Source organism: Rhodococcus sp. H29-C3 (assembly GCF_030063405.1).
Lineage (GTDB): Bacteria > Actinomycetota > Actinomycetes > Mycobacteriales > Mycobacteriaceae > Rhodococcoides.
Genome location: NZ_JASITC010000019.1, coordinates 1 through 14,897 on the forward strand (window position 1 = coordinate 1; position 14,897 = coordinate 14,897).

Sequence of the window (14,897 nt, forward strand, 5' to 3'; positions counted from 1 at the left end):
GCGATAGTTCGGTGAGCTCCTCGATTCGAATCCCGCTGTACCGCAAAGTTTCGATAATCGCCCACACCCAGAATGCGGCATCCTCGTAGAGTGCGACATCGACTGTTCGCCCAAAGCGTGGGCTGCGGACATGCACCCCCGGTGGGTCGCCGGCCTCGATCAATTGAGTGTCGCCGCGCGTGATCACGCGGGTATAGCTGTGACCGTCGTGGTCGAACTGCTCGTCGTGGTTTGCTGCGCTGGCGAGTTCGAGTACTCGTCGCCAGTGCTGGTTGCGTTGGTCGACGTAGTCCACCAATACCGGCAGAAGCGGTTGAAGGACGCGGATCTGGTCGTGGGTTTTCTCTTGGACGCGGCGTTTGTGGGCTGCTTGCGCTCGGACGTCGCTGCGCGGGACTGGGCATGGTGCCGACCATCGCGCCCATCGTTCGGGTTCGTCGATGGCCCAGGCCTGGATGTCGTAGTACAGCGCTTGAACTGCCATCGTGATCACCCACGGCCCGGACCGAGGAGTGCCGTCGGCGCGGAAGGCCAAGGTGGCGCGCCACTGCTGGTAGTGCTCATCCGCTACCCGCAAATCTGACTGATCTGGGTTGATCTGTTCGATCGTTTTCCAGAACAGGCCGACGAGAATCGTGGCGGTGTTCGCAAGCGAGGAGTATTTGACATCGGAGGCGCGTCGATCGAAATAGTCGATGAACATCTGTCGGACTTCAGGATTGGCGATCCGGTGCCGGTCGACCATCTCGGTGGTGGTCAACTGCGGCGAACGCAGTGCACCCCGCAGCGTGGAGGGCGCGGTCGGTGGGAAATGGCCGGTCGAGTGCAGGACTTGCCAGGCGAGGTGACCAATGTATTTGAGTGTGTGTAGCCCGGTGCGCGAGGTGCTCTGGCGCGTCACCATCGCATGATGAAGGAACGCTTCCGGCGTCAGATCCGCGAACGGGATCCCTTGCACAGTCAGTGCGGTGCAGACTTCGATGACCGCACGCACCTTGAACGTCTCGGTCGAGTCCGACACCCGAACTGCGGCGATATAGCTGTCCAGCTGGTGATCTGCCTCGGCGATCACGAACTGGTCGGTGAACTTCATCAGTTTGTTGACCTTGAACGCTGCCAGCGTGGGTTGGATGACCCGCAGCGCGAACATCGCGCCGAGGGCCTGTCCGAACTGGGCTCGCGCGGCTTCACTGGTGGTCAGTTGATCGGCGGAGAGCGAGAGAGTGTTGAGCTCGCTGGCGTCCCAGCGTTCCTGCCAGGTGGATCCAGGGTGCCGGAGTAGATACTCGGTGAGCAGATACAGGCCTCGGTTGCGGTTGACTCGGCGACTGTTCGGGGCCGGCCACAGCTCAACGCCGATCGATCGTAGGGACGCGAGTGGGGCGTCACTGAGATCGCCTCGGTGATGGCGAAGACGCGGAAGCGCGGATCCCGCAGCAATGGTGGGCCTGCTGAATCTCGTAGCGCTGATCGTGTCCGGGTTTCGATCCTTCCTGTTCGGCCGGTCGGTGCGCGTTTTACTCACCGAACACCGCCGCGATGTCGTCGGCGGCGTACCCAGAGGTAAAGGCCTTCGCCGGTCGTGGGCGAGCGAAATGCTCTTGCATCTTGTCGAGCAGATCCTCCATACGGGGGAGTAGATACATTTGCGTCGTCGTCAGATGCCGATGACGCATGATGGTCTGCACTTCGACCAACGACAACTCCGGGTCTTTGGACATCCGGATGGCTGCGGTGTGGCGGATGTCGTGGAAGCTCCAGTTGGTACCGAGTTGGTCGTTGGCTCGTTGCAAGACCCGCCGCAACGCCCAATACGTCAATGGCCGCCGTGTACCTCGCAGCGTCCCCCATAGTTGTTCATCTGCAGTAGGTGTGCTTGTCTGCTCGAAATATGCTGCAAGATAACGGAAAGCAAGCGGGGATACGGGGACGGGCGACCGCGACGTACTGCCTTTCGAGACGACCCACACCCTGCCCTCTCCCCAGTCGACGTGGCGGCCGCATGCACCCAGAAGTTCACTCGCCCGCGCTCCGGAAGACACTGCGAACTCGAAGATGGCGCGGTCACGGTCGTGTTTGAGGACGGCAACCAGCTGGGCCCATGACGTGTCAGGGATCGAACGGGGTGACTTCTGTGGTTGACGTTGCCGTAGTGGTGATCGGCGTTGGCGATGCCGCGCCGATGAATCGTGATACCGGCCGAGTCTGCGGCGATGGCCCGGGGACGACGGCACCGGGTTGACGACAGGGCCGCATCCGAAGGTGTGATGGAACTCGTAAAAGCAATAAATCACCGTCAGTGCGTGGTTGATGGTTGACGGCGAATACCCCGACTTCAGCACCGGCTTCCCGGTCTTGAGATTCAGCGAGCCAGGTTGTGTCGCAGAGGTTATCGATCGACGCCGTTGCGGGTTGTCAGCGGATCGTAGCCACCCGACCATGACTTCGACATCTTCTCGAGTCGCACGTTCCCAGCGTATCTCGATGACGCTGAGGACCCGCCACCAACGTAGAAGGTCGTGGGCGTACGAACGCACAGTCAGTGGGCGCACGTCCGAGAGCACCAGGCTTCGCAGGTACTCCGAGATGGCCATGACCTCCAGGCCACCGACGCGCACCACGTACGGAATCGGGCCCGGTGGTTCCGTACGGTGCACCGCCCCCACCTTCGGCAGCTCGACCCGTCCCTCGCGCACTGCACGCTTCAACTCATCCATCCCACGCACCCCCGTAGCGTCAGACCGGCAGCTTAACTCGGTTTGGTGCAGTTAACAGGACACGCGGTCAATGGATTTGCTGCCTGAGCTACCGAATCCCTACGGGTAACGGTAAGGGATTCTTGCAGGTCTTATGACGGTCGTTCAATCGGCGGATTCAACCCGTCGTCGCAACACTGCGTCGTGGAACCGAGTGTAACTGCTCCGCAAGCACTTCCGCTGGCGTTCTCCACCCGAGTGTCTTCCGGGGTCGGTTGTTGAGCGCGGTGGCGACCGCCCGAACTTGATGAATGTCGTACCGCGCCAAGTCGGTTCCCTTCGGAAAGTACTGTCGCAGCAGCCCATTGGTGTTCTCGTTCGTACCGCGCTGCCATGGACTGTAGGGGTCGCAGAAGTACACCTTGATTCCCGTCGCCGCGGTCAGTTCGGCGTGACGAGCCAGTTCCTTCCCCCTGTCCCAGGTCACGGACTTGCGCAGGTGCTCCGGCAGCGGTGTCATCACCGCAGCCAGAGCATCACGAACCGACTCGGACCCGTACCCGGACAGAGCCGGCCCGTTCTTCACCGGCGGCGCGACGCCGTACCCGTCCTTACGCGGAAGATGCAGCAGCGTAGTGAATCTGCTGGTCCGCTCGACCAGCGTGCCCACAGCCGACCGGCCCAGTCCGATGATCAGATCCCCTTCCCAATGGCCAGGTGTCGTCCGGTCGTCGACCTCGTCCGGGCGGGCGGCGAGAGTCACGTCGTCAGTGATAAACCCTGTTCGGAGCTTCTTCGCTCGCGCCCGTGGTTTGCGCAGTGCCCGGCCGGTGCGCAGGCACGCCACCAACTCTCGTTCCAACGCGCCGCGGCCTTCGATGTAGAGAGCTTGATAGATCGCTTCGTGGGAGATCCGCATCGACTCGTCGTCGGGAAAGTCGATCGGCAGCCGGTTCGCGATCTGCTCAGGACTCCACGCGCTCGCCCACCGTCGGTCCGCTCGCCGTGGCTTGTTGCGGCCCTTCCACGACGCGAACGGGCCCACAACGTCGCCGTTCTCATCGTGAATGACACCGGATAGTTTCTCCTGCACGTAGTCTCGAAGTCGCTGGTGATCAACCAGTTTCGCTACCTTCGGTCGCCTCGCCGAGAGATCGGCCTTCCACTGGGCCACTGACGCACGGTACTCGAGCTTCCCGCTGCGAGTAGCCGCGTTACGGCGAATCTCGCGTGAGATGGTCGACGGTGATCGTCCGATGCGATCCGCGATGGTACGCATGCTCAACCCTTCTGCCACCATGACGGCGATATCCTCGCGCTCGGAGAAAGACAAGTAGCGGCCCGAAACCGGGGCCAGATCGATGGGCGACATGCCACCAGCGTGCCGGAACCACCGCGACCCGACCGGTCCCGACACGCCGACCGTGATCGCCGCATCCTCACTGGTGAGCCCCTCGGCGATTCGTAACCAAAACGCTCGTTCGAGATCCCGACGTACAGGTGGCCGACCTGGGGAGCGCATCACCGCTCGCCCCGTCAACGCTGCGGCCGAGTCTGTTTGTCGTCCCATCGAAAACCCCTCTATCCCTTGGGGTGTTGCGTCGACCGGTTGAACCTGGTATCTGTGTCATTGTCCAAAACGGATCTAGAGGTTACCTGTGATCAGCGACTCCGCGCGGCTCACGACTGAATCGTCGTGGGTCACGCTATGTCCGGTTTGAAGCGGATCTTCTCAAAGTAGGGTCGTGTCGGTGATTGCCGAACTGACAGCCGGAATCAAAACCGCCTTGCGCCCGAAGCTGCCCACAATTGGTGGACGGACCGACGAGCCTGGTAGCCGGTCGAGATTGGTGGCGCTTGTAGCTGGAGCGTTGCTTGTCGCCGTGCTGTTCGGTACTGCGGTAGGTCAACTGACGAGCATGGTCAATTCGGTCGCCGCCTGTTATGTACTCGGCGCTGTTCAAACACTTCCCCTTCTTCTAATCCGGGTGGCACCGCTACTCACCTGGCAGATGGTCGCACTCGGCATGTTCGCGGGAACGCTGTCAGGGCTGGTTCAGGACGAGGTTTTCCCGTGGCCGGCGGCAAGTTGCATTGCGGCGGGGCTCTCCCTGTATCGAGTGGCCCGAGTGCATTCGCCGAACGTGGGGGCCGCGGCTGCCCTCGTGTCGTTCCTGGCGGTCGTGGTCCCGACTGTCTTGACGGTGAGGATGCCACCGTTTGCTTTGCTGATCATTGCCGCGACGTTGGCTGCGATTACCGCCGCGGGAGTGGTGATGAAGCGACTGTCGTCGGCGGAGAGCGCCCTGGAGGACGAACAGCAGCTCCGCATGAGGCAGGAGAGGCGGCAGGCAGTGATCGAAGAGCGGGCGCGGATCGCACGAGAATTGCACGATGTAGTGGCGCACCACATGTCGATGATCGCGGTGCAAGCGCAAGCCGCACGGTTCAAGAGCCCCGGCCTCCCACCCGAGGCGATCGCGGCTTTCGACGACATACATCGCGCGTCGGCGACCGCTCTGACCGAGATGCGTCAGGTTATCGAGGTCCTTCGTGACTCCGGCGAGGCAACTGAACACTCACCGGCACCGAACCTGTCCGACATCGACGCCCTCGTGGGCCAATGGCGTGCAGCCGGGGCGCACGTCACGTTGAACACGGATGGGGAGTTCGACAAGCTACCGGAAGCGCTATCCACTACCGTCTACCGCATCCTTCAGGAATCGCTGTCCAACGCCGCGCGTCACGCACCCGGCATGAAGGTCGAGGCCCGCTTGACCCGCACGAACGATGAGCTCCGGGTGGCTGTCGGCAACGAAATCGGCCAGGTGTCCGCTGACCCGAGAGGCCAGGGACACGGACTTGTCGGTATCGAAGAGCGAACTGCAGCGTTCGGCGGGCGCTTGAGTGCTGGGATGACGAATGGCGGACGATACGAGGTGACGGTCCTCTTCCCAGTCCGCGGACAAGTTACCGCTCCAGGCCGTGACATTGGCGATGCTCCGAGCACAGTGGAGGACGGACGATGACCATCAGGGTTCTGCTGGCGGACGATCAGGGACTGGTGCGCGACGGAATTGCAGCCGTGCTCGGGGCCGAACCTGACATCGTTGTGGTCGGGGAGGCCGCGAACGGTGCGGAGGCCGTTGATCTTGCTTTCAGCCTGCAGCCCGACGTTGTCGTGATGGACATCCGAATGCCAGTACTCGACGGAATCCGGGCGACTGAGCAGATCCTCGCATCACAGGGCGAGACGACGAACTCGATCCACGTGCTGATGCTCACGACGTTCGACCTCGACGACTACGTGTACGAAGCACTCAGCGTCGGTGCAAGCGGGTTTTTGCTCAAGCAATCCACCGCAGAGGATTTCGTTCGTGGCGTCCGCACCGTCGCGGCCGGGGAGTCGATGCTGGCACCGACTGTCACAACCCGACTGATCTCGGAATTCGCCCGGCGTCGGCGCGGACGCCCGAACAACGCCGCAGTGTCGGCGTTGACTCCACGCGAACTCGACGTGCTGGATGCTCTGGCGACGGGTCTGTCGAATCGAGAGATCGCGTCCGATCTCGTGCTCGCGGAGGAGACAGTGAAGACCCACGTCGGGCGGATTCTCGCCAAGCTCGACCTTCGTGATCGGACGCAGGCTGTCGTCTTCTACTACGAAAATGAACTCTCCCACCGGCTCGACTAGCTCCTCCGGGGGATGCCGAGTTTGGCTCCTATGCGTGACGACATGATCCCATTTTCTTTGTAGCGTCGAAACATGCTCTTGCAGAGGGATTCTCGTACCATTTTAGGGCGGGATCGCCTACTCGTCGGGATCTACGTGGCACTTGCTGCGTATACCGCCGTCTACGCGGTGACCACCGAATTGACCACGCATCGGGTGTGGGGGGTGTGCGCTGTCGCAGGCTATCTCGCCGCCGGTGCGGTCCTGTTGCGATCGCGAAATCGACCTCGAGCGGCTGGGGTCGCGGTGTTGGGCGCTGTGCTCGTTCCGATGATTGTGCTGATCGGGTGCGCGCTCGCGCAGCTCGAGGTTGCGGTCGTCGTCGACTCGGCTCGCCACTTGCTCGACACCGGCAGTCCCTACGTGAATGACCCTCACGAGCTACCTCAGTACAATCCGTACCTTCCGGCGATGGCGTTGTTTGGGCTGCCCGGCGTCGTGATCGAGGGGCCACTCGGGGACCCGAGAGTCTGGTTCGGAGTGTTCTTCGTCGCCTGTGTAGTCACCGTCGTTCGGTTGACGGTGTCCGGCCTAGGCCGAATCGATAAGGAGTTGTTCGGGAAGCTCGGACTTCTGGCAGCGTCCCCACTCGTGGCGATTCCGCTGTGCACGGGTGGAGTGGATCTGCCGGTCATCGGCGCTTGTCTGCTCGGTTTGGGGCTGATGGCGGCAGATCGCCGATGGGCCGGGGCTGTGGTGCTGGCCTTCGCGTGCGCGCTCAAGTGGACCGCGTGGCCGGTAGCGGTTGTCGCGCTGGTTCTTCATCACCAGCGCGCCGGCATGCGGTCAACTGTGAGCGTCGGCGCACTGGCCGTCGCTCTGGCATCGGTGATGATCTTGCCATCGGCAATTCTCGACGGTGGCAACATAATTGAGCACACCGTGTTGTTTCCGCTCGGCCGTGCGGACGTTCCGACCCCGGCAGGATCGTCGGTGATCGGCGGCGCGTTGGCGGCAGCCAGCGAGTACGGCCACATCGTTTCTTTGTTCGCACTTCTCGTCGGTGCCGTCGTCATCGGAGTCAGGCTGTGCGCAAAACCACCGAGCACGTTCGTGGCGGCCTGCTCGATCGCTGCACTCGGGCTCACCGTGCTGTTCCTTCTCGCCCCTTCGGCTAGGTTCGGGTACTTCGCCTACCCTCTGATGTTCTGGGGAATGGCGTGGATTGCGCGGGGTGCCAGAACGGATACCGCTGTATCGAGTCCTAGCCGTGAACGAGAGCGGGTCGAGGCATGAGCCGGACCTTGATCGTGACCAACGACTTCCCGCCGAGACAGGGCGGCATCGAGACGTTCGCATCAGAAATGGCTCGCCGCTTTCCGCCCGAGTCGATCGTGGTCTACACCTCGGCAGAACGCGGAGCAGCCGCCTACGACGCATCGCTTCCATTCCCCGTCATACGGGACCGCAGCCGAACCCTGCTTCCCACAGGACGTGTGATGCGCAAAGCAGGTCTAATCGCGCTCGAACACGACTGCGATACCGCGTGGATTGCTGCTGCAGCCCCCCTCGGCCTGATCGCTCCCGCGCTTCGGGCGTGCGGAGTAAAGCGGGTCGTGGCGACCACTCACGGTCATGAAACATGGTGGGCCAAGGTGCCTTTGACACGGTGGGGATTACGCACAATTGGCCGTTGGGTCGACGTGATGACGTATATCTCCGGCCACACCTATCGCGCAATCTTGCCGGCGGTGACACCCGATACCACGCTGGTGCGTCTGAGCCCGGGCGTCGACGTCGAACAATTTACCCCCGCACACAGCTCCGCAACGGACCCCGGCCCATCCTCGGATGGGAACTGTGGCGTGATCGTGTGCACCGCGCGTCTCGTTCCGCGAAAAGGCCAGGACTCGTTGATCCGAGCCCTACCTGCGGTTCTCGAGCGCCATCCTGACACCAAGTTGCTTCTCGTGGGCGACGGTCCTGACCGCCGCCGACTGCAGCGTCTGACCCGGACAAAGGGTGTTGAGACCTCGGTGACCTTTGTCGGCGGACTTCCGCACGCGCTCGTCCCGCAAATCCTCGCCAACGCCACGATCTTTGCGATGCCGTGCCGAACGCGTCGCCTGGGACTCGAAGAGGAGGGACTGGGTATCGCATACTTGGAGGCGTCCGCCATGGGGTTACCGATCATCGTGGGTGATTCCGGAGGTGCCCCCGAAACCGTTCAGGCCGGCCACACTGGCTATGTAGTCACTGACGTCGAGCAATTGACCCAAGCCATCGTCGAACTCCTCGACAACCCGGCTCGCGCCCGCGCGATGGGCGAATGCGGACGCAATTGGGTTGCGGCGCAATGGACGTGGCACGCCGCCTATGCAACCCTTCTCGCTGCTCTGTTCCCGAATGTCGATGTCAACGGCCAGGATCGGTCGAGCGCGCCACAACACTGATTCGCAGAACCGCCTGACCCTATGATCTCGAGCTGCAATTCAGAGCGGTGACCGATACTCGCGGGCGTCGGGTGAAACATCACGGCCGCGCCCGAGAGCCGTAAACACCCGGAGTCGTGCGAACTTCGAGGTGGGGTGAGATTGCCAAGGTGGGTTCGAGACTTCGGTCCATTCGTCGTTGGTCACGGTTGCATCTCTCGCCCGGGGAAGCGGTGGGGCAGGCACTAGATGAGGCCTGACCAGCGAGTTCACGGCTACGGCGGTGCCGGATCGAGCTGGGCTAGCGAAGGTGCCAGTTTTCATCGAGGTCTGAGCGCGGTGACGCCGGACGTCTTATCGAGCTCCGCTCTCATCGCAGCGTTGTCCAGGGTGAGTTGACGGATCGCGTTCGCGTAGATCGCGACTAGCTTCTTCAAGTCGGAGTTATCGCGCCGTAGTCGAGCGAGATCGTCTGCTGCACTGCTACTTCCGCTGAGCTTAGTAGGTGCCTGGCCCTTGCTTTGTTGCTGGAACCAGGTGATGAGGGCGGGATAGTTCCGGTAGAACGTTGCGTGTGTAATGCCGAGACGGTCTTCTACCGACGTGATGGTTGTTCGCCGCCCCGACGTTTCGCACTCGGTAAGCACGGCGTCCATCGCGGCCCGGACGTCGGCGTGACCGGGGAGTGGTTTCTACACGGTGCTGTGAGTGAAACATTGTGCTGGTCGGCAAGGAATTCGGCGATTTCGGATCGTTTGAGTTGGAGGCGGTGACGAACATAGGGGCCGAGACGGACGGTGTCTGCGAGTTCGCGATCGTATGACTGCAACGCTTCTTCCATGCGTTGGCGGTTGTGCGGAGTGATTGCCGCATTGCGGCAGCGCAGAGGCTGGCAATCCGGCAGTGACGGCCCGTCTTGTCTATCGCTTCGTCGGCAGAGCGCGCGGTCGGGGTTGTGGACGCAGGTCACGAATTCGCCCGGGTAGATGTGAGGGTCGTGACGTGCCATGTGGCGTTGCATTCGCTTGGCGTCGTTGACGACCGTGCCGTCGAATCGAACATGACGCTCGAATTCAGCGAACCGTCGTTCCGCCTCGGCGGCGGCAGGGCCGGTCAGTCGGTGCAGGTCCGGGTTGGTGATCAGGTCGGCGAGCTTGTCACCGCGTGCGATGGCGTCTTCGGCTTCGACCTCGTCGCGGAACCCGGACTGGGAGGTGCCGGCGTATCCCTCGAACATCTGGACGCGCACATGGCGATATTGCAGTGCGCCGGCGATGCTCCCGCCGGGGCGTCGAGCGATGTACCAGGCCAGGGTGCGCCGAAATTGTCGGCTGCTCAGCTTCCATGCCGCGCCGTTGACCTCGGGAATCCGATCGCGGCGACCGCGTTCGCGGCAGAATTTGTCGATCCAGGCTACAAAGTCGGCCAGGTCGCGGTTCGTGGCAGCGGTGGATTTCACGTGGTTGGGCCGCGGACTCTCGCTTCTCCTCGATGTCGGAGGCAGCGCAAACAGGTATTTCTCCGTCGCGGGTTGCAACCGTTCCAGAACAGCAACTGCCCGTTGTGCAGGCGCGGTGACGACCCAGGTGGCATCGACCCCGGTGGCGTCGCGCTCACCTTTGAACGCCAGTCCGGCGATCCTGAGCCGCGCGACTTCTCTGGTGTCGTCCCGCCACACCGACACACAACCTCGTTGTAGGTGTTTGACCTCGCTGTCCCGCATACCGGAGAGATAGATGATGACGATGTAGCAGGCGATGTACAGCATCCTTGTGAGCTCTTCGAGTTCTGCATATCGGATCCGCCCCCGCCAGGGTTGTCCGTCCAACAGTGCGTCGATCGGTGCCCGGAGGTAGGTGTCATCGTCTACCCCGAGTTCGGTGACGGTAGCGCTGACGACAGCGCCGGCGGGACGGGTCGGCCCGGCGACCGAGCGGCCGAGATTGGCTTCGCGGCGCAGGTGGCTCAGATTCACCGTTCCCTGATAAGCCGGAAGCGCGCGTCGTTCACTGCGATAGCGAGCTATGACCCGAGAGATCGCCGCGACGTTTGCCCGTGTGTCCGGCTGCGATCGTTGGCGATGTTGTCCCGGCACAGCTGAGGGTCTCTGCAGCGTGTGCCATTCTGCCCCGGCGCGGAGCACATCGAGTGCGAAATCGTCGACCCATCGCATAGCCCAGACCAGTAGCGGCGCGTGGATCTGCTCAGGTATGCGGGCCGTCTCGTTCTCGCGTCCGTGCGGGGAGTGTCTGGACCGCGGTGTGTCGAGGGCGGAGGCTGGATCGAATGCCAGCGGATCATCGAGGTGTGCACGGCAGAGCCACAGCAGCCGAAAGGCCCGCGGAAGGTGCGACTTGATTCCTTCGGTGAGTCGGAGCTCGTTCACATGCTGCTGAAAGGCCCTGAAGTCGTCGGGCGTAATCGCAGAGATCGAGCGCAGACCACGGTTGTCGATCCAACGCAGGACTGCGCCCAACTGACCGGCCAAGTTTTTGACCGTGGCGATTGCCTTGATGCTCTCGCAACCCGGAGGACGATCTGCCCTGAGCAATGTATAGGTCACCTGTTTCGCTATCTCGCGAAAACCTTCGGGGACGTTGGTGAAGTCGATGGATATCTGCTGATGGTGTTGTTGGCGCTGTGCGGGTCCCAGTCTCCACACCACGTCCGAAAAGCGTGCTGTGTCTTCGATTATCGCGCCCGGTCGCAAAGTTCGGCCCGCGAGCACCAGCGTCTCGGCCGATATCCGCGCTGGCCCAAGGCGGGGTGCTGACAAGTTCACGCGAGTTCCTTCAATCCGTCAAGCAGGTCGGCGGGTAGGTCGTCAGGCTTCGCGGCGCGGGCCCGTACTTGTTGAGCAACAGTGAATGTGGGAAAAACCAGGCGGGTGACGATCAACCAGGTTACGCCGTGTCGGCCACACCAATCGTCGACGTCGCGTTGGTCGAGATCGCGCTGAGGCCAGTCGAGCAACGAGAAAAGGTGGGGGAGGTGGCGTTCGGTGGCCAACGCGTTCGGGCAGCGCAGGCAGGTCAGGAGAGACACCCCGCACACTCCGCCGCGGCTGAATGGGCTGTGCTCGAAGTCCAAACACGAACTCACCAAGGTGTCCAGTTCGCCGTCGACTGCGCGCCGGATCTGATCGACTGAAACACCCAGTTCGGCGGCGGTGCCAGCTGGATCCGACGCGAATGCAGCCGCCCCGGTGGCTCCGAGAATTCTCCCGCGGAAGGTGTGAGCGTTGTGTTCTGCCTCGTGGAGTGCTTCGGTGAGTACTTCATCGGCCCAGTCGCGCACCCTGGGATCGCTACGCAGGTAATGCAGAAATGACACATCCGGGGTGTTCGTTCTCGACGCCGACCTGAGATGCCCTCCGACAGCGCGTGTTCGGCGAACTTCTACCGTCGCTTTCAGACGGTTCATGGACAACACCAGCGGTTCCGCTCCCGAGCCACTGTCATCGGCTGTCAGGCCGTGCTGCGCGACCCACTTGCGATGCTCGAGCCATCGGCCAACCTGCAGATCGAACGGGTCGATGTGACCGTTGGCCGCCGCACGCGCCTGGATGAATGCCGCTGTTCCCCGCGTGTTGTCACGTGTCCAGATGGACCACACCCGTCGGCGGCACTGTCACGTTGTTGAAGTCGAGATCTACGGTCAGCCACGTCGCGTCAGGTCGGCCCATGCTATTTGATGACCTCCTGGGAACATAACCACAATTCTGTTGCACTTATAAGTGAAAAGTAGTTATCATCAGGCGACGCCAAACGAAGTCAAAGAGAAATCAGGAAGGACTGAGTCGAATGAGCACGTTACTGACCCGCGACGACCGGACGGTTCTCTCCCTCAATCAGCACGAAGTCGAACAAGCACGGCAGTTCACTCAAGCCGCGCCGACGATCCAGGGCGCAATCGTAGTTGCAGGCGATAGTGACGGAAGCCAAGGAACGGCCATGCCGTCGGACCTGGTGGCGATCATGCGACAAGTGTTGGAAGTGGTCAGCCGTGGAGGGACGGTGACCGTTGGAACCGTCCCTGACGAGCTCACTACGACTGCGGCGGCTAAGTTGCTTGGTATCTCGCGCCCGACTTTGATGAAGCTCATAGCGCAGGGTGCAATCGAGGGCCACAAGGTGGGATCCCACACGCGCGTCAAGAGCGACAATGTCATGTCGTACAAGGAAGCGCAGCGCCGTTCGCGCCTGGCGGCGTTCGAAGAGGTGCGGGATCTCGAAGACGAATTGGGTCTGGACGAAGACTGAGTTTGCGCGTTAACGGGAACCCCGATTCTCGACTTGTACGATCTCCGTCATGAGTATTAGCACAGGGGGGATGAGCGTCCTGGTTGACGCAAATATCCTCCTCTCCAGGACGCTTCGTGATTGGACTTTCCTCCTGTCGTGGCACCCTCGGGGAACGATGTACGACATCAAGTGGACCGAAGACGTCGTTACCGAATACGCCTATCACCGCAGGAAGAAAGTTCCTTTCGCCTCAGACGCCCAGCTTACAGACGTCCGACGGAAGCTGACCGATAATGTTCCAGAGGGCCTCATCTCTGGGTTTGAAATCGACCCGACGCTCGGATACCGCGACGAAGAAGACGCACATCTGCATGCGGCAGCTGTACATGGAGACGTCGACATCATTTTGAGTCAGAACATCAAGGACGTTCGGTTCGCGGACGATCTCCCGTACGAGGTTTACACCGCCGACGAGTTCTTCATCCTGGTAGACGACTCATCGCCCGCGATTGTGGCAGAGGTGCTCGAATACCAGTTCGCGCACTGGCTCAAGCGCAAAAACGCAAGACCGAACGACGAACACTTCACCCTCCCGAAACGTTTGGAAAGAGCTCAGGCTCCCCTGTTCGCAGAGCGAGTCCTGCGCCATATCAGACAGAGCGACTTGTCGTTCGCCCAGCAGTAAGTGCCGAAATTGGTCAACTCGGTACGTTCTCCGCCACTGACGACCCCGAGGATCACCAATTGAGCCGCAAGCCTGGTCGACGTAACCAGAACCGTCCACCCCGACGTCGAGATCCGATTTCGTCCCAGCACAGCAATGACCTCCTGACTCCGCAAGAACGCGCTTTCATGGAGCAGGAACTCCGGCTCCAAGTCCACCCAATTGTGAGCGCACGCAGGGATTGCGGTCGCGGAGGAAGCAGAGCGCCGAACGATCCTCGCCAACTACGACGGAAGCGCGACGGTCGACCTGCTCGCTTCGATCCAGTCACGTTTGGATGTGGCGACGACGACGGATTGGTCTCAAGGGGATGTTGAACGTGCACTGCTTCATGAAACCGAGCAGCCATAGTCTGCAATGGTTTCGGCCAAAACCAGAACCGATGGCCGCTTAGCCTAGGCTTAACCGCGTACGTGCAAGCCGAAGCCGGTGCGGCCTGCAGACTCGAGACCGTCTTTCAGCTGCAGCGACGGTATCTCGTAGTCACCGTAATTCTGCGGCCGGAATGCGATCGGCTCAGTCGACTCCACCGAGAGCAGACGCTCCACCCACGCCTTTGCGGCTTCCGGTTTTCGCCAAATCGTCGGACCCGACAACCACATCTGCGCAATCGACGAACGCGATGAAAAGGCGCTGCGCGCCAGCGCATTCTTCATTTGACTGCCATGCCGTCATTGGAGCTCGTTGCGACATCGAATGCGACGCCATCCGAGGGAAATAGTTACGTACCCGTCGACACCACTCGCCGAGCGAGGGGCATCTCACGCTCGACGACTATCGCACAGGCGATGTGGACCCACGGTGGAAATTCGAATGTCAGTTCGATAGAATCGAAGCGACCCGTCCCCTCGGCGAAAGGTCGCACATCATGACCACCGCCGCTCAGACGCCGGGCCTCACCGGCCTCGCAAGGCTCGGCAACTCTACGCCCTACGCCGCCGTATGGCTACGATTGCGGACCGGCGCGACCACGCACCCGCCGAGGTGGAGGCCGTTCATTCCGAGCTTCGTTTACGAATGCGACGAGGAGGTGCGGCGTTCCGAACGTCGAGTAACGGCGAACGATTTGAACATGCTGTTCTTGATCCATGCGGCTATCAGTGTTCCTGCCTGCAACGTGTAATACGC

General features: G+C 61.7%; 13 protein-coding genes. 7 read left to right on the forward strand and 6 right to left on the reverse strand.

Annotated features, from left to right (window positions below; genetic code table 11):
* The 3 genes from QMK32_RS23015 to QMK32_RS23025 all read right to left on the reverse strand — a co-directional run.
* Positions 1 to 1,525, reverse strand: a 1,525-nt coding sequence (locus QMK32_RS23015) for a hypothetical protein (protein ID WP_283477760.1), incomplete at its 3' end; no start/stop codon positions are given.
* Positions 1,518 to 2,717, reverse strand: a complete 1,200-nt coding sequence (locus tag QMK32_RS23020) for a tyrosine-type recombinase/integrase (protein WP_283477761.1) — start codon at positions 2,715 to 2,717, stop codon at positions 1,518 to 1,520. The genes QMK32_RS23020 and QMK32_RS23015, both read right to left, overlap by 8 nt.
* Positions 2,718 to 2,874: 157 nt before the next feature.
* Positions 2,875 to 4,266, reverse strand: a complete 1,392-nt coding sequence (locus QMK32_RS23025) for an IS30 family transposase (RefSeq protein ID WP_283477762.1) — start codon at positions 4,264 to 4,266, stop codon at positions 2,875 to 2,877.
* 181 nt (positions 4,267 to 4,447) lie between these two features.
* Here QMK32_RS23025 and QMK32_RS23030 point away from each other — a divergent pair, with 181 nt between their 5' ends.
* The 4 genes from QMK32_RS23030 to QMK32_RS23045 all read left to right on the forward strand — a co-directional run bounded on the left by QMK32_RS23030 (position 4,448) and on the right by QMK32_RS23045 (position 8,822).
* Positions 4,448 to 5,725, forward strand: a complete 1,278-nt coding sequence (locus QMK32_RS23030; RefSeq protein WP_283477763.1) for a sensor histidine kinase — start codon at positions 4,448 to 4,450, stop codon at positions 5,723 to 5,725.
* Positions 5,722 to 6,390 (forward strand): response regulator, encoded by a 669-nt coding sequence (locus tag QMK32_RS23035; RefSeq protein WP_283477765.1) that lies wholly within the window; start codon positions 5,722 to 5,724, stop codon positions 6,388 to 6,390. Before QMK32_RS23030 ends, QMK32_RS23035 begins: the two co-directional genes overlap by 4 nt.
* Before the next feature lie 72 nt (positions 6,391 to 6,462).
* Positions 6,463 to 7,665 (forward strand): glycosyltransferase 87 family protein, encoded by a 1,203-nt coding sequence (locus tag QMK32_RS23040; RefSeq protein ID WP_283477767.1) that lies wholly within the window; start codon positions 6,463 to 6,465, stop codon positions 7,663 to 7,665.
* Complete coding sequence (locus tag QMK32_RS23045; RefSeq protein WP_283477771.1) at positions 7,662 to 8,822, forward strand: glycosyltransferase family 4 protein; 1,161 nt, start codon at positions 7,662 to 7,664, stop codon at positions 8,820 to 8,822. The genes QMK32_RS23040 and QMK32_RS23045 overlap by 4 nt, the downstream gene beginning before the upstream one ends.
* A gap of 574 nt (positions 8,823 to 9,396) precedes the next feature.
* Here QMK32_RS23045 and QMK32_RS23050 read toward each other — a convergent pair.
* Both QMK32_RS23050 and QMK32_RS23055 read right to left on the reverse strand, forming a co-directional pair.
* Positions 9,397 to 11,583, reverse strand: a complete 2,187-nt coding sequence (locus QMK32_RS23050; RefSeq protein WP_283477772.1) for a hypothetical protein — start codon at positions 11,581 to 11,583, stop codon at positions 9,397 to 9,399.
* The gene (locus tag QMK32_RS23055) at positions 11,580 to 12,416 is read right to left on the reverse strand and encodes a hypothetical protein (RefSeq protein WP_283477773.1); all 837 of its coding nucleotides are present in this window, start codon (positions 12,414 to 12,416) and stop codon (positions 11,580 to 11,582) included. Before QMK32_RS23055 ends, QMK32_RS23050 begins: the two co-directional genes overlap by 4 nt.
* Positions 12,417 to 12,604: 188 nt before the next feature.
* On the opposite strand from QMK32_RS23055, the gene QMK32_RS23060 reads away from it, so the two are divergent.
* Both QMK32_RS23060 and QMK32_RS23065 read left to right on the forward strand, forming a co-directional pair.
* Positions 12,605 to 13,063, forward strand: a complete 459-nt coding sequence (locus tag QMK32_RS23060) for a helix-turn-helix domain-containing protein (RefSeq protein WP_283477774.1) — start codon at positions 12,605 to 12,607, stop codon at positions 13,061 to 13,063.
* A 49-nt stretch (positions 13,064 to 13,112) separates the two neighbouring features.
* Positions 13,113 to 13,730 carry a PIN domain-containing protein gene (locus QMK32_RS23065; RefSeq protein WP_283477775.1) on the forward strand — a complete coding sequence of 206 codons (618 nt, stop codon included), beginning with the start codon at positions 13,113 to 13,115 and terminating at the stop codon, positions 13,728 to 13,730.
* A gap of 440 nt (positions 13,731 to 14,170) precedes the next feature.
* Here the strand turns inward: QMK32_RS23065 and QMK32_RS23070 are convergent, their stop codons facing one another.
* A complete protein-coding gene (locus tag QMK32_RS23070; RefSeq protein WP_283477776.1) occupies positions 14,171 to 14,425 on the reverse strand; it encodes a hypothetical protein in 255 nt (84 codons plus the stop codon).
* Between the two features lie 212 nt (positions 14,426 to 14,637).
* Between QMK32_RS23070 and QMK32_RS23075 the strand changes: the two genes are divergently transcribed.
* Positions 14,638 to 14,892 (forward strand): hypothetical protein, encoded by a 255-nt coding sequence (locus tag QMK32_RS23075; protein ID WP_283477778.1) that lies wholly within the window; start codon positions 14,638 to 14,640, stop codon positions 14,890 to 14,892.
* Positions 14,893 to 14,897: the final 5 nt, after the last annotated feature.